Annotated in this window: 23 protein-coding genes; 17 read left to right on the forward strand and 6 right to left on the reverse strand. The window is 70.6% G+C overall.

All coding sequences use genetic code 11. The features are described from left to right. Positions 1-138: 138 nt before the first annotated feature. Positions 139-711 carry a rhodanese-like domain-containing protein gene (locus ACWGO0_RS14530; RefSeq protein ID WP_453533363.1) on the reverse strand — a complete coding sequence of 191 codons (573 nt, stop codon included), beginning with the start codon at positions 709-711 and terminating at the stop codon, positions 139-141. Positions 712-810: 99 nt separating this feature from the next. Here ACWGO0_RS14530 and ACWGO0_RS14535 point away from each other — a divergent pair, with 99 nt between their 5' ends. From ACWGO0_RS14535 to ACWGO0_RS14605, 15 genes are all read left to right on the forward strand, one after another. Further along, positions 811-1089, forward strand: coding sequence for a metal-sensitive transcriptional regulator (locus ACWGO0_RS14535; protein WP_453533366.1), 279 nt, complete (start codon positions 811-813; stop codon positions 1087-1089). Between the two features lie 67 nt (positions 1090-1156). After that, positions 1157-1888 (forward strand): PIG-L deacetylase family protein, encoded by a 732-nt coding sequence (locus tag ACWGO0_RS14540; RefSeq protein WP_453533369.1) that lies wholly within the window; start codon positions 1157-1159, stop codon positions 1886-1888. Positions 1889-1947: 59 nt separating this feature from the next. After that, positions 1948-2547, forward strand: a complete 600-nt coding sequence (locus ACWGO0_RS14545) for a helix-turn-helix domain-containing protein (RefSeq protein ID WP_453533372.1) — start codon at positions 1948-1950, stop codon at positions 2545-2547. A 102-nt stretch (positions 2548-2649) separates the two neighbouring features. Then, positions 2650-3618 carry an NADPH:quinone oxidoreductase family protein gene (locus ACWGO0_RS14550; RefSeq protein ID WP_453533375.1) on the forward strand — a complete coding sequence of 323 codons (969 nt, stop codon included), beginning with the start codon at positions 2650-2652 and terminating at the stop codon, positions 3616-3618. Beyond that, complete coding sequence (locus ACWGO0_RS14555) at positions 3615-4805, forward strand: acyl-CoA dehydrogenase family protein (RefSeq protein WP_453533378.1); 1191 nt, start codon at positions 3615-3617, stop codon at positions 4803-4805. Before ACWGO0_RS14550 ends, ACWGO0_RS14555 begins: the two co-directional genes overlap by 4 nt. Beyond that, positions 4802-5950: an acyl-CoA dehydrogenase family protein gene (locus ACWGO0_RS14560; protein WP_453533381.1), complete on the forward strand. Its 1149-nt coding sequence runs from the start codon at positions 4802-4804 to the stop codon at positions 5948-5950. The genes ACWGO0_RS14555 and ACWGO0_RS14560 overlap by 4 nt, the downstream gene beginning before the upstream one ends. A 163-nt stretch (positions 5951-6113) precedes the next feature. Then, a complete protein-coding gene (locus ACWGO0_RS14565) occupies positions 6114-7718 on the forward strand; it encodes an ABC transporter substrate-binding protein (protein ID WP_453533384.1) in 1605 nt (534 codons plus the stop codon). A gap of 23 nt (positions 7719-7741) precedes the next feature. Further along, positions 7742-8707, forward strand: coding sequence for an ABC transporter permease (locus ACWGO0_RS14570; protein ID WP_453533387.1), 966 nt, complete (start codon positions 7742-7744; stop codon positions 8705-8707). Then, positions 8700-9557 carry an ABC transporter permease gene (locus ACWGO0_RS14575; RefSeq protein ID WP_453533390.1) on the forward strand — a complete coding sequence of 286 codons (858 nt, stop codon included), beginning with the start codon at positions 8700-8702 and terminating at the stop codon, positions 9555-9557. The genes ACWGO0_RS14570 and ACWGO0_RS14575 overlap by 8 nt, the downstream gene beginning before the upstream one ends. Before the next feature lie 59 nt (positions 9558-9616). Then, the gene (locus tag ACWGO0_RS14580; RefSeq protein ID WP_453533732.1) at positions 9617-10543 is read left to right on the forward strand and encodes an oligopeptide/dipeptide ABC transporter ATP-binding protein; all 927 of its coding nucleotides are present in this window, start codon (positions 9617-9619) and stop codon (positions 10541-10543) included. Then, positions 10536-11228 carry an ABC transporter ATP-binding protein gene (locus ACWGO0_RS14585; RefSeq protein ID WP_453533393.1) on the forward strand — a complete coding sequence of 231 codons (693 nt, stop codon included), beginning with the start codon at positions 10536-10538 and terminating at the stop codon, positions 11226-11228. Before ACWGO0_RS14580 ends, ACWGO0_RS14585 begins: the two co-directional genes overlap by 8 nt. A 178-nt stretch (positions 11229-11406) precedes the next feature. Beyond that, positions 11407-12285, forward strand: coding sequence for a phosphatidylinositol-specific phospholipase C/glycerophosphodiester phosphodiesterase family protein (locus ACWGO0_RS14590; RefSeq protein ID WP_453533396.1), 879 nt, complete (start codon positions 11407-11409; stop codon positions 12283-12285). Between the two features lie 136 nt (positions 12286-12421). Further along, positions 12422-12616: a hypothetical protein gene (locus ACWGO0_RS14595; RefSeq protein ID WP_453533399.1), complete on the forward strand. Its 195-nt coding sequence runs from the start codon at positions 12422-12424 to the stop codon at positions 12614-12616. Positions 12617-12684: 68 nt separating this feature from the next. Then, entirely contained in the window at positions 12685-13443 is a 759-nt protein-coding gene (locus ACWGO0_RS14600) for a hypothetical protein (protein ID WP_453533402.1), read from the forward strand. A gap of 124 nt (positions 13444-13567) precedes the next feature. After that, positions 13568-15157 carry a hypothetical protein gene (locus ACWGO0_RS14605; RefSeq protein ID WP_453533734.1) on the forward strand — a complete coding sequence of 530 codons (1590 nt, stop codon included), beginning with the start codon at positions 13568-13570 and terminating at the stop codon, positions 15155-15157. Between the two features lie 25 nt (positions 15158-15182). Here ACWGO0_RS14605 and ACWGO0_RS14610 read toward each other — a convergent pair whose 3' ends face one another. From ACWGO0_RS14610 to ACWGO0_RS14630, 5 genes are all read right to left on the reverse strand, one after another. Continuing rightward, positions 15183-15572, reverse strand: coding sequence for a DUF779 domain-containing protein (locus ACWGO0_RS14610; protein ID WP_453533405.1), 390 nt, complete (start codon positions 15570-15572; stop codon positions 15183-15185). Positions 15573-15660: 88 nt separating this feature from the next. Further along, a complete protein-coding gene (locus ACWGO0_RS14615; protein WP_453533408.1) occupies positions 15661-16608 on the reverse strand; it encodes an MASE1 domain-containing protein in 948 nt (315 codons plus the stop codon). A gap of 83 nt (positions 16609-16691) precedes the next feature. Then, the gene (locus tag ACWGO0_RS14620) at positions 16692-17519 is read right to left on the reverse strand and encodes a PP2C family protein-serine/threonine phosphatase (protein ID WP_453533411.1); all 828 of its coding nucleotides are present in this window, start codon (positions 17517-17519) and stop codon (positions 16692-16694) included. Between the two features lie 92 nt (positions 17520-17611). After that, positions 17612-18235, reverse strand: coding sequence for an RraA family protein (locus ACWGO0_RS14625; protein WP_453533737.1), 624 nt, complete (start codon positions 18233-18235; stop codon positions 17612-17614). A gap of 45 nt (positions 18236-18280) precedes the next feature. After that, a complete protein-coding gene (locus tag ACWGO0_RS14630; RefSeq protein WP_453533413.1) occupies positions 18281-19240 on the reverse strand; it encodes a LysR family transcriptional regulator in 960 nt (319 codons plus the stop codon). 133 nt (positions 19241-19373) lie between these two features. Here ACWGO0_RS14630 and ACWGO0_RS14635 point away from each other — a divergent pair, with 133 nt between their 5' ends. Together ACWGO0_RS14635 and ACWGO0_RS14640 are read left to right on the forward strand one after the other, a co-directional pair. After that, the gene (locus ACWGO0_RS14635; protein ID WP_453533416.1) at positions 19374-22880 is read left to right on the forward strand and encodes a M28 family peptidase; all 3507 of its coding nucleotides are present in this window, start codon (positions 19374-19376) and stop codon (positions 22878-22880) included. A gap of 41 nt (positions 22881-22921) precedes the next feature. Beyond that, positions 22922-23623: an alpha/beta fold hydrolase gene (locus ACWGO0_RS14640; protein ID WP_453533419.1), complete on the forward strand. Its 702-nt coding sequence runs from the start codon at positions 22922-22924 to the stop codon at positions 23621-23623. The last annotated feature ends 5 nt before the right edge of the window (positions 23624-23628 follow it).

Here is a 23628-nt window from a genome sequence, read left to right on the forward strand (position 1 = left end):
ATCACCCCCTTCTTTGGGGGCGGCTGTTTCTTTTTTTTACACCCCACACACCCCTCGGGGTCCCCGGGGGGGGCCCCCCGCACATGACATGCGGCGGGCCCCCTCGGATTACATACGGGCGCAGGCCGCCCGCGCGCCTCACTTCTGGAGTGCGTCCAGGGTGGCGCCGAGGTCCGTCGCCGAGCGCGGCGCCCGGTTGTACGGGAGCTTCGACAGGGCCGCCGCCATGCCGCAGGTGTTGGACACCGCGGAGTAGACGAGCCCGGAACCGATGCCCGCCGACAGCCAGCGGGCCGCCGGGAAGCGGGTACCGGCCAGCAGCCCCGCCACCACCAGCGAACCGGCGGCGAGCCGCACCTGACGCTCCATGGGCCAGGTCGTACGGGAACCCTCGGGACGCTCCAGACCGCGGCCGTCGCCTTCCCAGGCGGACGTGCCGCCGGTCAGTGCGGCGGAGTCGATGTCGGCGGCCGAAAGGATCTCGCAGGCCCGCGTGGAGCGGACGCCGGACGCGCACACCACGAGCAGGGCACCCCGGGCGGCGGCGGCCTTGAGAGCGGGCACGGCCTCGTGGAGACGGTCGAGCGGGATGTTCAGCGCACCGGGCACGTGGCCGGACGCGTACTCGCCGGGAGCCCTCACATCGATGACGGTGAACTCCTCCAGACGGGCTGCGGCCTGCGCGGGGGAGAGGGAAGCGGGGCTGGTCACGATCTGAGATTCCTTTCGGTCACCTGGCCGGACGGGAGACTCGTTCTCTCCTGCCCCGGACAGGCTAGAATACCCTCTGGGGTATTCGGAGGAGGGTGTGTGGAACTCGACATGGCGGCCGACGAGCTGAGATCGGTCCTCAATCGTCTGCGCCGCGCCCAGGGTCAGCTCAACGCGGTCATCAGGATGATCGAAGAGGGGCGCGACTGCGAGGACGTGATCACGCAGATGGCGGCCGTCTCGCGGGCCCTCGACCGTGCCGGTTTCGCGATCATCGCGACGGGGCTGCAGAACTGCCTGGCCGACGGTGCCGCCGAGCCCGCCGACCGCGAGCGGATGCGCGCCCGGCTCGAGAAGCTCTTCCTCTCCCTGGCCTGACGGCTCCCTGGTCTGACAGATCCCTGGCCTGACAGCGATCCGGGTTCCGCGCGGATAGCCTGCGCACATGACGCAGCAGTTGGAACCCATGCCCACGGACTGGCAGCGCGCGCTGGCCGTCGTGGCCCACCCCGACGACCTGGAGTACGGCTGTTCGGCGGCCGTCGCGAGCTGGACCGACGGCGGACGCGACGTCGTCTATCTCCTCGCCAGCCGCGGCGAAGCGGGCATCGACACGCTCGCCCCGCAGGAGTGCGCGCCGCTCCGGGAGGCCGAGCAGCGTGCGAGCGCCGCCGTCGTCGGTGTCGGCACGGTGGAGTTCCTGGACCACCAGGACGGGGTGATCGAGTACGGCACGCGGCTGCGCCGCGACATCGCCGCGGCCATCCGGCGTCACCGTCCCGAACTGCTCATCACGCTCAACCACCGTGACACCTGGGGCGGCGTCGCCTGGAACACACCCGACCATCGCGCGGTCGGCCGGGCCACCCTGGACGCGGCGGGCGACGCGGGGAACCGGTGGATCTTCCCGGAGCTCACCGAACAGGGGCTGGAACCGTGGGACGGGGTGCGCTGGGTCGCCGTCGCGGGCACCGACAGGCCCACCCACGCGGTGGACGCGAGCGAGGGTTTCGAACGGTCCGTGGAGTCGCTGCTCGCCCACCGCACGTACATCGAAGTCCTGACCGACGAAGACCCCGAGACGTACTGCCGCACATTCCTGACCGGAATGTCCCAGGCTGCCGCGAGTCGGTTCGGGGGTCGTCCCGCAGTCACGTTCGAGGTCCTCGCCCGCTGAGTAAGGCGCGGGTTCGTACCTGATTGACAAAGCCGTTTGCTGATCCTGCAATGGTCGGTATGAACGAACAGCACCGGGACGACCCGGACCTGGACGCCGTGCTCACCGGCGTAGGACCCCGGCTGCGCCGACTGCGCAAGGAGCGCGACGTCACGCTCGCCGCTCTCTCCGAGGCCACGGGAATCTCCGTGTCCACGCTCTCCCGGCTGGAGTCCGGTGGCCGCCGCCCCAGTCTGGAGCTGCTGCTCCCGATCGCCCGTGCCCACGAGGTGCCGCTCGACGATCTCGTCGGGGCGCCACCCGTGGGTGATCCCCGGGTCAGGGCCAAGGCGATCGTCCACGGCGGGAAGACCGTGCTGCCGCTGACCGCCAGGCCGGGCGGGCTCCAGGCGTACAAGGTGGTGCACCGGGCCGGCAGTGCGGAGGTTGTCGAGCAGCGCACGCACGAGGGCTACGAGTGGCTGTACGTGCTCTCCGGGCAGCTGCGGCTCCTGCTGGCCGAGCACGACCTGGTCATCGGTCCGGGGGAGGCGGCCGAGTTCGATACCCGGCTGCCGCACTGGTTCGGGCCGGTGGGGGAGCAGCCGGTGGAGTATCTGAGCCTGTTCGGGCCGCAGGGAGAGCGCATGCATGTCAAGGCCCGGCCGAAACGAGCGTGAAGGGGCTGTCACCGAGCCGCCGGAGGTGTTCCCAGATCAGCAAGCGACCGCTTAGTATGCGCCGGAGCAGTGGTAATGCCGACAGTGTTGTGGAGGCCCCTCATGCAGGCATGGCGAGTGCACCGGAACGGCGAGCCGAGCGAGGTGATGGAGCTCGAAGAGACGGACCGCCCCACCCCCGGGGACGGGCAGGTGCTGCTCAGGGTGCGCGCGGCGAACATCAACTTCCCCGACGCGCTGCTCTGCCGGGGGCAGTACCAGGTACGGCCCCCGCTGCCGTTCACGCCGGGCGTGGAGATCTGCGGTGAGACCGAGGACGGGCGCAGGGTGCTCGCCACCCCCGCCCTGCCCGACGGCGGCTTCGCCGAGTACGTCGTCGCGGCCGAGGCGGCCCTGTTGCCCGCCCCCGACACGCTGGACGACGCCGAAGCCGCGGCGCTGCACATCGGCTACCAGACGGGCTGGTTCGGACTTCACCGGCGCGCCCACCTCCAGGCGGGCGAGACGCTGCTCGTGCACGCGGCGGCGGGCGGGGTCGGCAGCGCGGCCGTCCAGCTCGGCAAGGCCGCCGGCGCCACGGTCATCGGAGTCGTCGGCGGCCCGGAGAAGGCCCGCATCGCCCGCGAGCTGGGCTGCGACGTGGTCATCGACCGGCGCACCGAGGACATCGTCGCGGTCGTCAAGGAAGTCACCGGCGGACGCGGCGCCGATGTCGTCTACGACCCGGTCGGAGGCGACGCCTACGCCAAGTCCGTGAAGTGCATCGCCTTCGAGGGGCGTGTCGTCGTCGTGGGCTTCGCGAGCGGCACCATCCCCGCCCCGGGGCTGAACCACGCCCTGGTGAAGAACTACTCGATCGTCGGCCTCCACTGGGGCCTGTACAACACCAAGGACCCCGCGGCCGTACGCGCCTGCCACGACGAACTCACCAAGCTCGCCGCGCAGGGTGTCGTCAAACCGCTGATCAGCGAGCGTGTCGCCATGGCCGGCGCGGCGAGTGCCGTCCAGCGTGTCGCCGACGGCACGAGCACCGGCCGCATCGTCGTCCTCCCGGCGGGAGGTGCCCGGTGACCGCCCCCGTCGACGCGGCCGAAGTCCGCCGCCGCACCAACGAGTTGCTCGCCGCCCACCCCCCGGCGACCACGGACCGCACCGACTTCCTGAAGGCCCGCTTCGACGCCGGGCTCGCCTGGGTGCACTACCCGGCCGGCCTCGGCGGACTCGACGCGCCCCGCTCCCTCCAGCAGGTCGTGGACACCGAACTCGCCGCGGCCGGGGCCCCCGACAACGATCCGCGCCGCATCGGCATCGGCCTGGGCATGGCGGCCCCGACCATCCTCGGCTACGGGAGCGACGAGCAGAAACAGCGCTTCCTGCGTCCCCTGTGGGTCGGCGAGGAGGTCTGGTGCCAGCTCTTCAGCGAGCCGGGCGCCGGCTCCGACCTTGCGGCACTGGGCACGCGCGCGGTCAGAGATGGCGACGAATGGGTCGTGGACGGCCAGAAGGTCTGGACGTCCAGCGCCCATGTGGCCCGCTGGGCCATCCTGATCGCCCGCACCGACCCGGACCTGCCCAAGCACCGGGGCATCAGCTACTTCATCTGCGACATGACCGACCCCGGCGTCGAGGTACGGCCGCTGCGGCAGATCACCGGCGAGGCCGAGTTCAACGAGGTCTTCCTGACCGGCGTACGCATCCCGGACAGCAGGCGGCTCGGCCCGGTCGGCGACGGCTGGAAGGTCGCCCAGACCACCCTCATGAACGAGCGCGTCTCGATCGGCGGAGCCCGTATCCCGCGCGAGGGCGGCATGATCGGCACCGTCACGGGGACGTGGCGCGAACGCCCCGAACTGCGCACCCACGACCTCCATCAGCGCCTCCTCACCCTCTGGGTGGAGGCCGAGGTCGCCAGGCTCAGCGGCGAACGGCTGCGCCAGCAGCTCGTCGCCGGACAGCCAGGACCCGAGGGGTCGGCCATGAAGCTGGCCTTCGCCCGCCTCAACCAGGAGATCAGCGGCCTCGAAGTCGAACTCCTCGGCCAGGAGGGCCTGTTGTACGGCGACTGGACCATGCGCCGCCCCGAACTGGTCGACTTCACCGGACGCGACGCCGGCTACCGGTATCTGCGCTCCAAGGGCAACTCGATCGAGGGCGGTACGAGCGAGGTACTGCTGAACATCGTCGCCGAGCGCGTGCTCGGACTGCCCGCGGAACCGCGCAACGACAAGGACGTCGCCTGGAAGGACCTCTCCCGATGACCGCACAGACCGCACAGTCGGGGCAGAACGAACCGGCTCCGATGCCCGTCCTCCTCTACTCCGAGGACGAGGAGGACCTGCGCGCCGCCGTGCGCGCGCTGCTCGCCGACCGTGCCGACGCGCCGGGCGTCATCGCCCGCGTCGAGTCCGACACGCCGTACGACCCCCGGCTCTGGAAGGCGCTCGCCGCCGACATCGGAGCCGCCGGACTCCTCGTACCGGAGAAGCTCGGCGGTCAGGGTGCCTCGCACCGTGAGGCCGCCGTGGTCCTGGAGGAGCTCGGCCGCAGCGTCGCCCCCACGCCGTATCTGACGAGTTCCGTCGTCGCGACCGAGACGCTGCTCGCGCTGACCGTGCACGACGGCGCCGTCATCGAACTGCTCGGTGAACTGGCCGCCGGGCGCAGGACTGCGGCCCTCGCCGTGCCGTTCTCCGCACCGGCCGCCGACGAGGCGCAGCCGGCGAGCGCGGTGACCGGCAGGCTGGAGGGGACCGTCACGGGTGTCGCCGACGCGGCCACCGCCGATGTGCTGCTCGTCCCCACCACCGATGGTCTGTACGCGGTCGAGACGGCCGCGGAAGGGGTCACCGTCGAACCCCTCGTCGCCCTTGACCTGACCCGGCCGCTCGCCACCGTCCACCTGAACGGCGCGGTCGGTGTCCGTGTCGCAAACGCCGCCGACGCGGTCCCCGCGGTGCGGCGCGGACTGCTCGTGGGCGCCGGGCTGCTCGCCTCCGAACAGCTCGGAATCGCCGAGTGGTGTCTGGCCGAGACCGTCCGGTACACCCGTGAACGCCACCAGTTCAACCGGCCGGTGGGCTCCTTCCAGTCGCTCAAGCACCGGATGGCGCAGCTCTGGCTGGAGGTCGTCTCCGCCCGGGCCGCGGCCCGCAACGCGGCGGGCGCGCTGGCCGACAACAGCCACGACGCACCGCTCGCGGTCGCCGTGGCCCAGGCCTACTGCTCGGGAGTCGCGGTCCACGCGGCCGAGGAGTGCGTGCAACTGCACGGCGGGATCGGCATGACGTGGGAGCACCCCGCGCATCTGTATCTGAAGCGGGCCAAGGCCGACTCGATCGCGTACGGGACGGCCGGCCGGCATCGTGAGGTCATCGCGGAACTGGTCGATCTGCCGGCGCCGTAACCGAACGGGCCGACCGCACAAAGGAATTACGGGCGGGGGTACGCGCACGCGTGCCCCCCCCCCGCCATGTCCGCCGAGGCCGGGTACCGCGACCCCCCGACCGTGCGGTTTAATTGCGAAGCTTTCGCAATAACGGTTGATCTTCAATAGGGGTGTGCAGCGTATGAGGGCCCGATCGGTACGGGGAGGGGTCGCGCTCGCGCTGGCGACCGCGCTCTCGATCACCGCCGCAGCTTGCTCGAATCCGGGCAGTTCGGACAAGGGGTCCGGCTCCGCGGACTCCGCGGTCGTGGGGATCGCGTACGAGCCCGACAGCCTCAGCCCTCTGCTCGGTTACGGCAAGGACGGCAACTCCAAGATATTCGACGGGCTGCTCGCCCTCGACGGGAACATGGAGCTGAAGCCCACGCTCGCCACCGCGCTGCCCGACGTGGCCGACGACGGGCTCACGTACACGTACAAGCTCCGCCAGGGCGTGAAGTTCAGCGACGGCAAGCCGTTCGGTGCCAAGGACGTCGTCTTCACCTACCGGACCATCCTGGACGAGAAGACGAACAACCCCTCGCGCACCGAGCTGGACGCCGTCGAGGACGTCAAGGCCGTCGGCGACGACACCGTCGTCTTCACGCTCAAGTACCCGTACGCGCCCTTCGCCCAGCGCACCGTCCTGCCCATCGCCCCCGAACACGTCGCGGGCAAGCAGGACGTCAACAGTGGCAGCTTCACCACGCGGCCCATCGGCACGGGCCCCTATCTCCTCACCAAGTGGTCCAAGGGCGAGAAGCTGAGCTTCAGGGCCAACCCCGGCTACTGGGGCGGTGCGCCGAAGGTGAAGAAGTTCACCATGGCGATCATCAAGGACGACGACGTGCGCGCCACACGGCTTCGCTCCGGCGACCTCGACGGCGCCATACTCCCGCCCAACCTCGCCGAGGGCTTCAAGGACGGCAGCGGGCTGAGCACGTACACCGCGAAGACGTACGACTACCGCACCGTGACCCTCCCGACCCACAACAAGGTCGCCGGTGACCGCGCGGTCCGGCGCGCCCTCGATGTCGCCGTCGACCGCGAGGCCATGGTCGACGCCATCCTCAACGGTGCGGGCAAGCCCGCGTACGGCCCCGTCCCCACCGACAGCGAGTGGTTCGCCAAGGGCACCGAGCGTGCCCACGACCTCGACGCGGCGAAGAAGATCCTCGACGAGGCCGGCTGGAAGCCCGGCAAGGACGGCGTCCGCACCAAGGACGGTGTGCGCGCCGCCTTCCCGCTCTGGTACCTCACCGGCGACAAGCTCCGCCAGGAACACGCGCTCGCCTACGCATCCGACGCCAGGAAGGCGGGCATCGACATCACCACCGAGGCCGGCACGTGGGAGGTCATCCAGCCCCGGATGAAGCAGGACGCCGTCCTCGCGGGCGGCGGATCACCCGCCGACCCCGACTTCGACCAGTACACCCTGCTGAAGTCGACCCTTGCGGGCGACGGCTTCAATAACATGGCCTGGTACGACAACAAGGCCGTCGACACGGCCGTCGAAGCGGGCCGCAGGAGCGGTGACCCGGCCGCCCGCAAGGCCGCGTACGACACCGTTCAGCGCGAGCTCGCCAAGGACCCCGGCTACACCTTCCTCACCCACATCGACCATGTGTACGTCGTCGGCAGCCGCTTCGGCGACCTCACGACCCAGGTCGAGCCGCACGACCACGGCCTGGCCTCCGGCCCGTGGTGGAACGTCGAGAAGTGGGCCCCCGAGGGCGCGGACAAGTGAGCCGGCGCCTCCCCTGGGGGCCGATGGCACGGATGACGGCACGGCGGGCCCTGTCCGCCGTGCCCGTCCTGATCGCCGTCACCTTCGGTGTCTTCGCCGTCGCCGCCGCCTCCCCCTTCGACCCCGTCAAGGCGTACGCGGGCACGGCCGGCCTCACCGCCTCGCAGGAGAACCTCGACCAGCTCCGGGCCAACCTCGGCGTCGACCAGCCACTGGTCACCCGCTGGTGGGACTGGCTGACGTCCGCCCTCCAGGGCGATCTCGGCGACTCCAGCGTGATGCGTATGCCCGTCGCCGACGTCATCGGCGAACGCGTCGGCTGGTCCCTGCTCCTCGCCACCTGCGCGTTCGTCGTCGCCATCCTGCTCGGCACCGCACTCGGCGTACTGGCGGCCCGCCGCCCCGGCGGCGCGCTCGACCGTTGCGTCAGCTCAGCCGCGTACACCCTGGAGGCGGCCCCCGCCTTCTGGCTCGGACTGCTCGCCATCTGGTTCTTCGCCGTCGAGCTGGACGTGCTTCCGGCCGGCGGCCTCACCGACGCCGGGACCGACACCGTCACCTTCGGCCAGGTCGCCACACACCTGGTACTGCCCGCGGCCGTCCTCGGCATCTCCCAACTGCCCTGGTTCTTCCTGTACGTACGCCAGGGAGTCACCGACGCCCTCGACGAGGACCCAGTACGCGGCGCCCGCGCCCGCGGACTGCGCGAACGCACCGTACTGCTGGGCCACGCCCTGCGCTCCGGAATGCTGCCGATGCTCACGCTCATCGGCTCCCGCGTCCCCGAACTCATCACCGGCGCCCTGCTCGTCGAGACGGTCTTCAGCTGGCCGGGCATCGCCGCGGCCACCGTGGAGGCCGCCACCTCCGTGGACTTCTCACTGCTCGCCGCCCTCACCGTGCTCGCCACCGCCGCCGTACTCCTCGGGAACCTTCTCTCCGACCTGCTGTACGGACTCGCCGACCCGAGAGTGGGCTTCGATGGCTGACCTCGCACTCCGGCCCGCACGCGGCGCCGCGCGCCGCACCCGCGTGGTCACCTCGGCCGCCATCCTCGTGGCCGTCGCGCTCGCCGTCCTCCTCGTACCCCCGCTGGTCCAGCTCGACCAGCAGGCCGTCGACCTCTCGGCCAAGCTCCGACCGCCCTCCCTCGCCCACCCGTTCGGCACGGACGACGTGGGCCGGGACCTGCTGCTGCGCTGTGTGTACGGCCTGCGGGTCTCGCTGCTCGTCGGACTCGTCGCCGCACTCACCGCCACCGTCATCGGCACGGCGGTCGGCGCGCTCGCCGCGGCGTTCGGCGGCTGGACCGACCGGGTCGTCATGCGGCTCGTCGACACGTTCTCGTCCATCCCGCACCTGCTGCTCGGCATCTTCATCGTGGCGATGTTCCGGCCGGGCGTCTGGCCCGTCATCGTCTCCGTGGCGCTGACCCACTGGCTGTCGACCGCCCGGATCGTCCGCTCGGAGGTGCTGTCACTGCGCTCGCGGCCGTTCATCGACGCGGCGATCTCCGGCGGCGCCTCACGCGGCCGGGTCATCGTGCGCCACCTGCTGCCCGGAGTGCTGCCGCAGGCCGGTCTCGCGGCCGTGCTCATGGTGCCGCACGCGATGTGGCACGAATCCGCGCTGTCCTTCCTGGGCCTCGGCCTGCCCACCCATCAGGCGAGCCTCGGCAACCTCGTGCAGTCGGCGCGCGGTTCGCTGCTGGCAGGGGACTGGTGGCCCACGCTCTTCCCCGGCCTCTTCCTGATCATTCCGACTCTCGCCCTCGCGGGGCTCGCCGGCGCCTGGCGCGAGCGGATCAACCCGCGCCGCCGATCGGAGCTGATGCTGTGAAGAAGACATCCGCCACACCACCCGTGCTCTCCGTCGCGGGGCTCTCCGTCCGTTTCCGGATGCGCGGCGGCCGGCACGTCGCCGCGGTCACCGACGCCACCTTCGACCTCGTGGCGGGGGAGTGCCTCGCCCTGGTCGGCGAGAGCGGCTGCGGCAAGTCCGTGCTCGCGTCGGCGCTGCTCGGACTGCTGCCCGCGAACGCCGAGACCTCGGGGGCCGCGGTGCTCGAAGGCGGCCTCGATCTGCTCACCGCCGGTGAACGCACCCTCGCCCGCACCGTGCGGGGGCGCAGGATCGGACTCGTACCGCAGAGCCCCGCCGCCCACCTCACGCCCGTACGGACGGTCCGCGCCCAGCTGGAGGAGACCCTCCGCGAGCTGACCGGTGTACGGGGACCCGCGGTACGGCCGGCGGCGCAGGCCGCTGCCGAACGTGCCGCGTTCCCCGCCGACCACCTCGACCGCTACCCGTACGAACTCTCCGGCGGCCTCGCCCAGCGCGCCGCGACCGCGCTCGCCCTCATCGGCGACGCGCCGCTGCTCCTCGCCGACGAACCCACCACGGGCCTGGACCGGGAGCTCGTCGAGCGGACCGTCGACGAACTGCGGCGCCATGCCGACGGGGGCAGGGCGCTGCTGATCATCACCCACGACCTGGCGGCGGCCGAGCGGATCGCCGACCGCGTCGCCGTGATGTACGCGGGCCGCATCGTCGAACTCTCGGACGCGGACCGCTTCTTCGGGCGCCCGGGGCCCCGCCACCCGTACGCGCGAGGACTGCTGGACGCCCTCCCGGAACGGGAGTTCACCCCGATCCCCGGAATGCCGCCGGAGCTCGGCGCCCTGCCCGAAGGGTGCGCCTTCGCCGCCCGCTGTGCCCGCGCCGACGAACTGTGCGGACAGCAGCCGTCGTTCGACGGCGCAGTGGCCTGCCACCACGAACTCGGCGACGTGATCCGCCGAGCCGAGGAGCCCGCCGATGCTTGAGCTCAGCCGTATCACCGCCGGATACGACCGGCGCGACCCCGTCGTACGTGACGTCTCTCTGAGCGTTGGCCCGGGGGAGTCCGTCGGGCTGCTCGGCCCCAGCGGCTGCGGAAAGTCGACCCTGGCGCGGGTCGCCGCGCTGCTGCACCGCCCCGACGCCGGCTCGGTCACCCTGGACGGCACTCCGGTACGGGGCTGGCGCCACCGCGCTCCGCAGGCGCAGCGAACGGCCGTGGGCGTCGTCTTCCAGCAGCCGCGGCTCTCCGCCGACCCCAGGCTGAGCCTGCGCGAGCTCATCGCCCAGCCGCTGAGATCCACCGGCCGCCGACGTGAAGTGGTCGAGCAGGTAAGGGAGTTGGCGCGGGAGGTCGGACTCACCGAAGAACTGCTGGAGCGCCGCCCGCACGCGGTCAGCGACGGCCAGTTGCAACGGGCCTGCCTCGCCCGCGCGCTGGTGCTCCGCCCAAGGCTGCTGATCTGCGACGAGATGACGGCGATGCTCGACGCCTCGACCACGGCGGCCCTGGTCGCGGTCGTGGAGGCGTACCGCAAGGAGTCCGGAGCGGCGCTGCTGGCCGTGGGCCACGACCGGGTGCTCCTGGAGCGCTGGTGCGACCGGACGGTGGGCTGGGGCGAGTTGGACCGGCAGCGCGGGCTCGCGGAAGCGGTGAGTCCGGCCGGCTGAAACAGGGCCTGTCGGGAGATTCGGGGCGAAGCGGGGTAACAACAGGCGCGAGGAAGTCGACGGGTGGGCGACGACGCGTCCAACTCTTGGCAGGTACCTGCCTGTAGAGGCTGTGGCGGCCCCATACTCGGTCGCGTCCGCCCCTCCGGACGCAGCCCCTTCGCTTCAGGGAGACCCCATGGCATACCTGACCCGTCGCCGAGTCGTCACCACCGCACTCGCCACCGCGGCCGTGGGCGTGGTGATACCCGCGCAGGCGGCAGCGGCCTCCACCGGCCGGCCGGGCCCCCGCCCGCTCGCCCAGGCCCACGCGCACAACGACTACCTGCACCCGCGCCCGCTGCACGACGCGCTCGACCACGGATTCACCAGCGTGGAAGCGGACATCTTCCTCGTCGACGGTGAACTGCTCGTGGCCCACGAACCCGCCCAGCTCGACCCCACCCGCACGCTCGCCTCGCTCTATCTCGACCCGCTGCTGGCGCGCGTCACGGCGAACCACGGCGCCGTGCACCCAGGCCACCGCGCCCCGCTGCAACTGCTGATCGACATCAAGAACGAGGGTGCGGCCGCCTACGCCGAACTCGACCGGCAGCTCCAGCCGTACCGCAAGATCCTGACCCGCTACAGGAACGGCCGCGTCCACACCGGTGCGGTCACCCCGGTCATCTCCGGGGACCGCGCCGCCCGCCTGCCCATGGAGGCCCAGCGCACCAGGTACGCCTTCTACGACGGCCGGCTCGACGACCTCGCGGGACCGGCGGCAGCCTCCTTCATCCCGCTCATCAGCAGCAACTGGACCCACAGCTTCAGCTGGCAGGGCGCCGGTCCCTTCCCCGCGGCCGAGCGGGACAGGCTCCGCACTCTCGTCGACACCGCGCACCGGCAGGGCAGGCGCGTCCGGTTCTGGGCGACGCCCGACGTACCGGGCCCGGCCCGCGACGCCCTGTGGACGGAGCTCCTCGCGGCGGGGGTCGACCACCTCAACACCGATGACCTGGCCGGACTCGAGAAGTTCCTGCGCGACCGTGCGAGGGACGGCCGCACCACGGTCTGACCGGCCACGCGGCCTCGTAACGGTCACACCCAGTCAACACCCGTTCGGCGGACACGCCAGTGCGCCGGATGGCCCCTCCGCTACGCCACACTGGCCGCCGAATGCCGCAATTCCGGCGCGGCGGAGGAGGTTGGCCATGGCCATTTCGATCTCACTGGTGCTGCTCCTGCTGATCCTCGCAGTGATCTTCCTGCGCAACGGAGGGCTGAAGGTCTCGCACGCCCTGGTCTGCGCCCTGCTCGGGTTCTTCCTCGCGGGCACGAGCATGGCGCCGACCATCAAGGAGGGAATCACCGCCACGACGAATGTCGTGAGCAGCCTGCACCCCTGACCTGCCCCGCTTCCCCGTAACCACCCCTTTCAGCGCTGCGACCCCGCTCGATACGGGACAATGGGGCAATGTCCTTCCCACCCCCCGGACGGCAGTCGGGCGCCGCGCACCACGAGTACTGCAACACAGGGCTCTGCTGCCGCTGCCAGCAGCGGACCTGGACCACGAAGCTCGGCAACGAGCGCCTCTGCGGGCTGTGCGCCGCCTGCTGCCGCGAATGCGGCAGGTCTCCCGCCCCCCACCTGGACGGGCTGAACGACGGACTCTGCGGAGAGTGCCGCGGTCTGTGCGGGCGCTGCCACACCCCGATGCCGCCCGAGGGCGAATGCGGATGCCGGACCTGGCACCAAAGGGCGGGCGCGGACCCGGTCGGATACGTGCTGCGCGCCATTCCGCAGCCGCTCACGCAGGCTCTCGGCCGCCGCATGCCGCAGGAGATCCACGAGCTGATCCATCAGGAGCTGGGCCGCCGCACGCCCGCCCAGCTGGTGGACCGGATGGAACGCCGGTGGAACACGCGCTGGTCCCACGCCGTGCACGAGAAGGACGAGGACGGCCGTCGCCGCTGGAGCGTCGAGGCGATCGCGGAGCAGCTGCTGCGGCCCGGCCACTGCTCCGACCCGAGTTGCGAGGACGGCTACCTGGTCACCACCGACACTCCGTGCGGGCGGTGCCAGCACCCCACGCACCGGTTCGTCACCGCGGTGGCCGACCACACGGCGACCACCGCGCACGCCCGGGCCACCGCGGCGGAGATCAGACGGGCCATGCTGGACAACCGCTCCCGCAAGCAGCATCCGAAGCCTCCGCAGAGGCCGCAGCGCTGATCGTTGCGGCGGTGTGAAGCGGTCATGAAACCACTCGCACTTCCATGGACACCTCAAGGGGCTCGCCCTAACGTCGGGCGACGGCGCGACCCCCGTACGTAACCGAGGAGTCCCATTGTCTCCGCTGGCCCTGCTCTCCCGCCGCGTGCACGCGCGCACGCCGACGCTGTTACTCGCCCTCTGCGCCCTCACCCTCCTGGTGCCGGTCGCCCCGGCGGCGGCCGACGACATCCCGAAGGTCCCCGGCCACCGGCTGGTCAGCGGCTACGAAGGCGCACCCGCCACCGCGGTGCCCGTCCCCGGCCAGGCGCCCCCGCAGCACCCCTTCCTCGCCGCCAACGGCCGGAGCGGTATGCACGCGGACGCGGCGGGCAGCGGCACCCATCCGTTCCCGGGACCGCTCGGCCGCGCGCCCGAGGTCATCAGCGAGAAGATCGCCCCGGTCGGCGGCGAATGCGCCACGGCCACCTTCGACTCGGCGGGCCGGCTGATCACCGTCTGCGGTACGTTCACCGGCTTCCTGCTCAAACTCCTGGACCCCCGCACCCTGGACACCCTCGCCGAGTACAAGCTTCCGCAGCGCTCGTCGACCGTCGAGGCGATCACCCACCTCGACTTCTCGCGGATCTTCAAGGACACCTCCGGCGGCGCCTACTTCTACCTCGACAACCAGGACCGGGTCGTCCTCGCCGACTCCCGTCAGCACATCCTGCGCATCGCGCACGCACAGGGCGCGGACGGTGCCTGGCGCTTCACCGTCGAGAACGACTGGGACCTCACCGGCCAGGTCCCGCACGACTGCGCGAGCTGGACCAATCTCTTCCCCAGCGGCATCTGCGATCCGGTCACCTCCGTGATGCCCGACTGGGACGGGCGTATCTGGTGGGTGACCCGGCTCGGCAGGGTCGGCACCGTCGACCCGCGGACTTCGGTCATCCGCTCGGTCCGGCTCGCGGGTGAGGAGATCCAGAACTCCTTCTCCGTGGCCCGGGACGGCGTCTCCATCGTCTCCGACCACGCCCTGTACAGCTTCACCGCCGCGGCGGACGGCACCCCGACGGTCCAGTGGCGGCAGACGTACGACCGGGGGACCGGCACCAAACCCGGTTCGGTGAACCAGGGCTCGGGGACCACACCCGACCTCTTCGGCCAGGGTCACGCGTACGTCGCGATCACCGACAACGCCGACGACCGGATGAACGTCCTCGTCTACCGCCGATCCACCGCCACCCCGGACGACCGGCGCCTCGTCTGCAAGGTCCCGGTCTTCCGCTCCGGCAGCTCCACCACCGACAACTCCCTGATCAGCTGGGGCAACAGCCTCGTCGTCGAGAACAACTACGGCTACGAGAACCCGAGCACGCTCCTGCTCGGCCGCAGCGTCGTGGGCGGCGTCACCCGCATCGACGTACGGGCCGACGGCAGCGGCTGCGACACCGTGTGGGAGAGCGACGTCCGCTCGCCCTCCACCGTCCCCAAACTCTCCACCGCGAACGGACTGCTGTACTTCTACGAGAAGGAGCCCAACGTCCTCGGCATCGACGCCTGGTATCTGACCGCCGTCGACTTCCGTACCGGCGAACGCCGTTGGAAGAAGCTGACGGGCACAGGACCTGCGTACGACAACAACTGGGCGCCCCTGACCATCGGCCCCGACGGCACGGCGTACGCGGGAGTGTTCAACGGCATCGTGGCGGTACGCGACACGGTGTGACCCGTCCGGCCCGGCTCGTCGGCTCTCAGGTGCCGACGAGCCGCGAGCGGATCAGGAACCGCACCCCTTCGGGGGCCTCCAGCGAGAAGCCGCTGCCGCGCCCCTCGACCACGTCGACGATCAGCCGGGTGTGCGCCCACACCTCGTACTGGCTCTTCGACATCCAGAACTGGACGGGTTCGGCGACACCGGTGACGTCGAGGGAGGCGAGCAGCACGTCCGAGTTCCCCGTCCGGAACTCACCGGCGGGGTAGCACATGGGCGCACTGCCGTCGCAGCAGCCGCCGGACTGGTGGAACATCAGCGGACCGTGATCGGCCCGCAGCCTGCGCAGCAGAACGTCGGCCGCGGGAGTGAGCTCCACGACGGGAGCAGGCGCGTCGCCAGGGGGATGGTTCGTCTCGTACGTGTTCACCTGCGGGCCCCTTCGCCGACGCCGAGGACAGCTGCGCCGCCCCAGTGAACCCGCCCGGACGTTGCAGGAGGGTTGCATGCCGTCGTGATCACTGCGCCTTGTCCTGCCGCGTGACCGTGTCCGCGAGCTGGGCGCACAACCGCTGGATCTCCTCGTGCGTGCGGTTGCGTTCGGTGATGACCGCGGCGAGAAGCAGGGCGGTGAGGGAGAGGGCCCCGTTGAACGCCTGGAGGGTGACCATGTTGGTCAGCAGATCGTGATGCGCGAAGGGGCCGGTCTCCCGGCCGGCGGCGAGGATCGCGAGCACGGACACGGCCAGGGCGCACGGCGCGGCCCCGGCACGTTCGAAGCGGAACGCGGCCCAGATCAGGAAGGGGAACACCAAAAAGAGCAGGGACGAGCTGCTGCTGCCGGTCGCCAGGAGGGTCACGGTCAGCGTGCACGCCGCCAGCGCCGCCGCCTCGGCCCATTGGGCGCGGCCGACGTCGTGCGGCCACCGGGCCCGCCGGAGCATGAGCAGGAACGGGGTGACGAGCAGGACACCCGTGGCGTCGCCCGTCCACCAGACCGACCAGGCCGGCCAGAAGCCGTCGGCCGGGAGCGCCCCCGACAGGACCAGGGTGCTGCTGCCGACGGTCGCGCTGATCAGCATGGGGCCCAGGGCGCCGAGGAAGACCAGGGCCAGCGCATCGCGCAGCCGGTCGAGATCGTTGCGGAAACCGGAACGGCGCAGCAGCAGGTACGAGCAGACGGGGGCAAGAGTGTTGCCCGCCACGATCGCGAGGACGGACGCGGTCGTGGGGCCGATGGAGATATTCACGGCGAGGGCGCCGACGGCGATCCCGGGCCAGATCCGCAGACCGAACAGCAGGAGGGCCGCGACCGCGATCCCGGTCGGCGGCCACAGGGGCGTGACCTGGTCGCGCACCAGTTGCTGAAGCAGCCCGAGGCGGGCGGTCGCGTAGTAGAGCACGGCGACCGCCAGAATCGTGAGGGCAGTGACCTTGTGCTGCCGGAACCATGCGCTGTCCACCACAGCAGCATCAGACACCACACCCGGTCGCCCCGCTCGGTCGGACGCGCCGAGGCCGGTGCCCGCGGGTCCCTGCCCTGCCTCCGTTACGCGGTGCCCGGCGGCCCGTCGTAACGGGCGACGAGCACGGCGGCATCGTCGTCGTGCCCGGTGAGATCGGCGACCTGGATCACCTTCGACGCGAGCACCTCGGGAGCCGCTCCGGCAGCCGAGCCCACCAGCCTGGCAACCTCTGCCAGCCCCTCGTCGATCGGGTAGGACGGCCCCTCGACCACGCCATCGGTCACCAGGACGAGGTAGCCGGGCTCGGTCACCCGGCGACGCACCACCGGGTATGTCTGGTCGGGCAGAATCCCCAGAGGTAGCCCGCCGGCGTCCAGGGAGACACCGGACGCGCCGGAGTCGGTGCCCCACACCATGGGGACGTGTCCGGCCCGCGCGATACCGAGATCGCCGCTCTCCGGGACGAAACTCACCAGGCAACAGGTGGTGAAGAGGTCACAGCCGAGAGCGATCAGCAGGTCGTTGGTGCAGGTCAGCACCTCACCGGGGTCGGCCGTGACACTGGCGAGGGCCCGCAGGCTGGCACGGGCCTCACCCATGAAGGCGGCGGCCTCCACTCCGTGGCCCTGCACATCACCTATGGCGATGCCCGCCACTCCGTTCCGCATCGCGAAGGCATCGTAGAAGTCACCACCGATGGCCAGCCCGTCCTGACTGGGCGAGTACCGCGTCGCCAGCCGAAGGCCCGGAAACTCGGGCAGCGCAGACGGAAGCATGTGCCGCTGCAGCGCCAGACCGAAGTCCGCCTGGGCCCGCTGGAGCCGGATGTTCTCCAGGGCCTGATCGACAAGACGCCCAAGGGTGTTAAGGAGCTCCTGGGTGCTGTCGGACGCGTGGCGGCGTTGTTTCATAGCATTCCCGGGTATGTCGTTATGACCCTGGTCAAACCATAAACCCGCTGGTGCCCGATTTCCCAGGCGTTCTTGTGCGGAGAGCGTCCTGATCAGCCCTCGAAGCCACTCTCGCCCAGGATCGTGTCGATACGGGCCCGGTGCGCCTTCTCCCAGGCGTCGAGGGACTCGTCCGCCTCCTTGGCCAGCTTCGCCCGCGCGTCGGCGAGCACCTGCTCCCGGCGGGTGGCCGGAGTGACGACGATGCCCTCCTCGTCCGCGACCACGATGTCGCCCGCGCTCACCCGCACACCGCCGCATCGCACCAGGCCGTTGAGCGGCGCCACGCCCGTCTTGGTGCCCGGCACGGGAATGACCCCCCTGGCGAAGACCGGGAAGCCCATCTCGCGTACCTCCGCCAGGTCACGGATCACTCCGTCGACCACGAACGCCGCGATGCCCCGGCGCCTGGCGACGGCGCAGACGTTTCCTCCGGCCACCGCGAAGTCCACGTCACCGGCTTCGACGACGACGACCGAGCCGGGCTCGGCGCGGTAGATGGCGGCGTGCAGCATCAGGTTGCCACCCGGGGGGCACCGTACGGTGAAGGCCGGGCCCGCGATCCGTGGCATCGGCTGCCAGAGCGGCCGGATGCCGATGTCCATGACCTGTTCGCGTCCGAGAACGTCGGCGAGGGTGGTCGGGGAGATGCTCTGGAACCCGGTGACGTCGTTCATGGTCTTCTCTCGCTCGGGTGCCCCTGCCATGGACACGGAGGCACCCTATTCCAGTGCCGGATGCAGCTCCGGGCGGGCGTCCCACCAGGCGCGGTGGAACGGGTTGTTGTCCACGTTGGCCAGATAGGCACGGGCCGCCGCGCGGTACAGGAGGTCCGCCTGCCCGGTGGAGACCGTCGAGCGGTTCCAGGCCAGGCGGATCCGGCCGGTGACCGGTGTGCCGACGAGCGGACGCAGGACAGTGCCGTACGCGTACGGCGCCGTCGGCTGGCTGAGGGAGACCGCGCGCCCCGCGGCGATCAGACCGTAGTGCATCTTGCGGTCGGTGATCCGGTAGCGCAGCGACGGGACGAACCCGGCCTTCGCGCACGCCTCGACGAGCGCCTCGGGACCGCCGTCGTCGTCCTCGACGAGGGTCATCCACGACTCCTCGGCCAGGTCCGCGAGATCGATGCACTCCCGGTCGGCCAGCGGATGCTTCGCCGACATCCGTATGCAGAACGGCTCCTTGGGAATCAGCGTCCTGGCCAGGACCCCGTCCGGGAGCGGGACTTCGTGCTCGTTGACCTCCCCGTACACCACGGCGTCGTACTGCCCCGCGCCGAGCATCCGGAGCAGCGCGGTCGCCGAGTGTTCGAGGTCCACGGTGATCTCCTGGCCCGACATGGCCAGATCCGTCTGCTCCAGCAGCCCGTCGACCAGCACCAGCAGGATGCAGCCGAGCCGCAGTGGCGCCCCGGTGACGAAGGCACGTGACTCCGCGCCCAGCGCGTCCATCTCCGTGAGCACCCGGCGCGCCTTGCCCAGCACGAACTGGCCCAGCGCCGTGGGCTCCACGCCGTGCCTGGTGCGGACGAACAGTTCGCCGCCCGCGACCCGCTCGATGCGGCGCAGCTGAGCGGAGAGCGCGGGCTGGGACACCCCGAGCCGGCGCGCGGCCAGACCCAGACTGCCCGCTTCCGCTATCCGGCAGACGGCTTGCAGATGCCTCAGTTCCAGCTGCATTTCAGCAGCGTACGCAGCGTGCCTTCGCCGCACCATAACTCGCGTCTTATGCCCGGCGGGATGTCCCCACTCGTCATGCTCACGCCCATACTCGGCGGCGACGAACCAGCCTCCCCCACGTCTTGGAGCCCCGATGAAACGAAGAACGGTGACGGCCGGTCTGACACTGGCCGTGATCGCAGGGCTGACAGGTACTTCGGTCGCCCAGCCCGGCAGTTCCCCGGAAACCACCGCCGACGCCCGCAAGACCCCGCTCTCGCGCGCGGTCGCCGCGGCCGACCGGGCCGTCGACAGCGGTCTCGACTCCCTGGTCAACTCCTCGCAGGAACAGTACGAACGACGCCTCGTCACCCCCTGGGTGAAGGGCCTCTACTCCGTGGCGTACGAGCGCAGCTACCGCGGCCTGCCGGTCGTCGGCGGCGACGCGGTCGTCCTCGCCGACGGCGACGGTGACGTCCGCGCCCTTCAGTCCGCCTCCTCCACCCGGATCGACGTGGCGACCGATCCTGCCGTGACGGCGAAGAAGGCCGAAACCGTCTCGCGGTCGAAACTGGCGAAGGTCGACAAGGTCCGCAGCAGCCGGCTCGTCGTGAAACTCGACGGCGCCGAACAGACCCTGGCCTGGGAGACCGTGCTCTCCGGCCGAACGGAGAAGGCGCCCAGCAGGCTCCACGTCTTCGTGGACGCCCGGACCGGCAAGGTCGTCGACACCCACGACGAGGTCGCGGCGGGCAGCGGGAACAGCAAGTGGAACGGTCCGGGACCGCTCACCATCGACACCACGAACTCGGGCGGCAGTTACAGCCTGCGCGACCCGAACCGCGCCGGACTGAGCTGCGCCGACTACAGCACGGGCACGGTCTTCACGAAGTCCTCGGACTCCTGGGGCACGGGGAACCCCACATCCAAGGAAACCGGCTGTGTGGACCTCATGTTCGCCGCGCAGAAGCAGTGGGACATGCTCGGCCAGTGGCTCGGCCGCAACGGGGTCAACGGCAGTGGCCGCAGCTTCCCCGCCAAGGTCGGACTGCCCGAACTCAACGCGTACTGGGACGGCAGCCAGGTCACCATCGGCCGCAACAGCGCCAACGAGTGGATAGCCGGAGCGGACGTGGTGGCGCACGAGTACGGGCACGCCATCGACACCAACACCCCCGGCGGCACCAGCGGTCAGGAGTCCGGACTCGGCGAGGGCACCGGTGACATCTTCGGCGCGCTGACCGAGGCGTACATGAACCAGCCCTCCCCGTACGACGTCCCCGACTACACGGTCGGCGAAGTGATCAATCTCCAGGGCCGCGGACCGATCCGGAACATGTACAACCCGCCGGCCGTCAACAACGACCCGGCCTGCTACAGCTCCGCGATACCCGGCACCGAGGTGCACGCAGCCGCTGGACCGCTGAACCACTGGTTCTACCTGCTGGCCGAGGGCACCAGCCCGGGCGGCGGGAAGCCGAACAGCACCACCTGCAACCAGACCACTCTGACGGGCGTCGGCATCCAGAACGCCGGCAAGATCTTCTACGGTGGCATGCTGCTCAAGACCAGCAGCATGTCGTACAAGAAGTACCGTACGGCGACACTCAGTTCGGCGAAGTCGCTCGACCTCGCCACCTGTGGGCTCTTCCTGAAGACCAAGGCCGCCTGGGACGCGATCAGCGTGCCCGCCCAGGCCGGTGACCCGACCTGTACGCCGACCGGCCAGAACAACGACTTCTCACTGGCGCTGAACCCGTCGGCCGGCACCGTCCAGCAGGGCGGCTCGGTCACCACCACGGTCGCCACCAACACCACCACCGGCACGGCGCAGTCGGTGACCCTCACCGCCACCGGTCTGCCGTCCGGGGTGACCGCCTCCTTCGACCCGGCAACCGTCCAGTCGGGCCAGTCATCCGTACTGACCCTCTCCGCCACCTCCAACGCCGCGCCCGGCGCCTCCCAGATCGTCGTCAAGGGGCAGGGCGCCGCCCTCTCCCACACCGTCGACTACACACTCAACGTCGGCGGAACCCAGCCCGGCACCGACCCGCCGGACATCGCCGTCGCCAACGTCCAGGCCCATCTGACGCAGTTCGGCACGATCGCCTCGCAGAACGGCGGCAACCGCCGTGCGGGCAGTGCCGGTTACACCCAGTCGCTCGCCTATGTGAAGGGCAAGCTGCAGGCCGCCGGATACACCGTCACCGAGCAGTACTGCTCGACCTGCACCTACCCGTCCAACAACCTGATCGCCGACTGGCCCGGCGGCCCCGCCGACCAGACCGTCATGTTCGGGGCGCACCTCGACGGCGTATCGGCGGGCCCGGGCATCAACGACAACGCCTCGGGCTCCGCGACCCTGCTGGAGAACGCGCTCGTCCTCGCGCAGAAGAACCCCACCATGACGAAGCACGTGCGCTTCGCCTGGTGGACGGACGAGGAACAGGGTCTCAACGGCTCCGAGTTCTACGTCGGCCAGCTCACCAGCGCCCAGCGCAGCGCCATCAAGGGCTACTACAACTTCGACATGGTCGGCTCCACCAACGCCGGCTACTTCATCAACAACGTCAACTCCAGCACCGCGGCCCCGCTCAAGGCCTACTGGACCTCACTGAACCTCGCACCCGAGGAGAACGTCGAGGGCCAGGGCCGCAGCGACGACGCTTCCTTCCAGGCCGTCTCCATTCCCACCTCCGGGTACGCGGCCGGAGCGAGCGCCCGCAAGACCTCGGCGCAGGCGGCCAAGTGGGGCGGCACAGCCAACGCCGCCTACGACCCCTGCTACCACAGCTCCTGCGACACGACCAACAACATCAACGCGACCGTCCTGAACCGCAGCGCCGACGGCGTTGCCTACGCCGTCTGGAAGCAGGCCGTCGGCAGCGACACCCCGTCGCAGGACTTCTCCCTCTCCACCAGCCCGGCCTCCGGCAGCGCCCAACCGGGCTCCACGGTCACCTCGACGGTGAACACCACCACCCTGAGCGGCGGCGCGCAGACCGTCGCCCTGTCGGTCTCCGGCGCGCCGAGTGGCGTGACCGCGAGCCTGAGCCCCACCTCCGTACAGTCCGGCAACTCCTCGACGCTCTCCGTCCAGATCGGCACCGGCGTCCCCCAGGGCACCTACACCCTCACGGTCACCGGCACCGGAACGGTCAGCCACAGCACCACCTACACGCTCACCGTCGGCGGTGGCGGCGGCACCTGCACCCCGCGCCAGCTCGTCGCCAACGGCGGATTCGAGAGCGGCACCAGCCCATGGACCACCACCTCGGGCGTCATCACCAACCAGGCCGGACAACCGCCGCACGGCGGCACCTACAAGGCATGGCTGAACGGGTGGGGCTCCGCACGCACGGACAGCGCCTCGCAGTCGCTGACCATCCCGTCGGGCTGCGCCAAGCACCAGCTCTCCTTCTATCTGCACATCGACACCGACGAGACCGAGAACGTCGCCTACGACAGCTTCACCGTGTCGGTCGGCGGCCAGACCCTGGCGACGCTGTCCAACCTGGACGCGAACACCGGATACGCGCTCAAGTCCTACGACGTCTCGCAGTTCGCCGGCCAGACCGTCACCCTGAAGTTCAACGGCGTGGAGGACCAGTCGCTCCAGACCTCCTACGTCGTGGACGACGTCGCCCTGCAAGTGAGCTGAACCCCACCTGATTCCGGGATCCCAGCCGCTATGTTGCAGCCATGAGCGAATTCGTACTGGTGGCAGGCGCGTGGCTGGGATCCTGGGCATGGGACGAGGTGGCGCCCGAGCTGCGGGCCGCGGGGCACGGCGCGCACCCGTTGACACTGACCGGCCTCGCCGAGAAGAAGGATCTGGCAGCCGGACAGCAGACCCACGTCCAGGACATCGTCGACGAGGTGGAGCGCCTCGGCCTGCGCGATGTCGTCCTGGTCGGCCACAGCTACGCGGGCATTCCGGTCGGCCAAGCCGCAGAGCGGCTGGCGGACCGGCTGACCCGCGTGGTCTTCGTCGACGCCGGCGTCCCGGCCGACGGTGAGTCGTTCGCCTCCGTGTGGTGGGAGGGCCGGGAGAAACTGGAGACCCCGATCAGGGAGAACGGGGGCTTCTGGGCGCCGCTCACCGCCGCCGACTTCGAGGGCCAGGACCTGACCGACGGGCAGATCGCACGGTTCGTGGCCGGCGCGACCCCGCACCCGGGCGCCGCGCTCACCGAACCGGCCACGCTCTCTCGCTCCCTCGGCGAGCTTCCCGCGACGTACATCAAGTGCCTGCTCGACGGCCCCGACCCCAGCGAGGACGTCGCCGAACTGCTGAAGAGCGAGCACTGGAACCTGGTCACGATGGACACCGGGCACTGGCCGATGTTCTCCCGGCCGCGCGAGCTGGCAGCGATTCTGCACGGGGCGGCGGTGGGTGACTGAGCAGG

Source organism: Streptomyces sp. NPDC055749 (genome assembly GCF_053617235.1).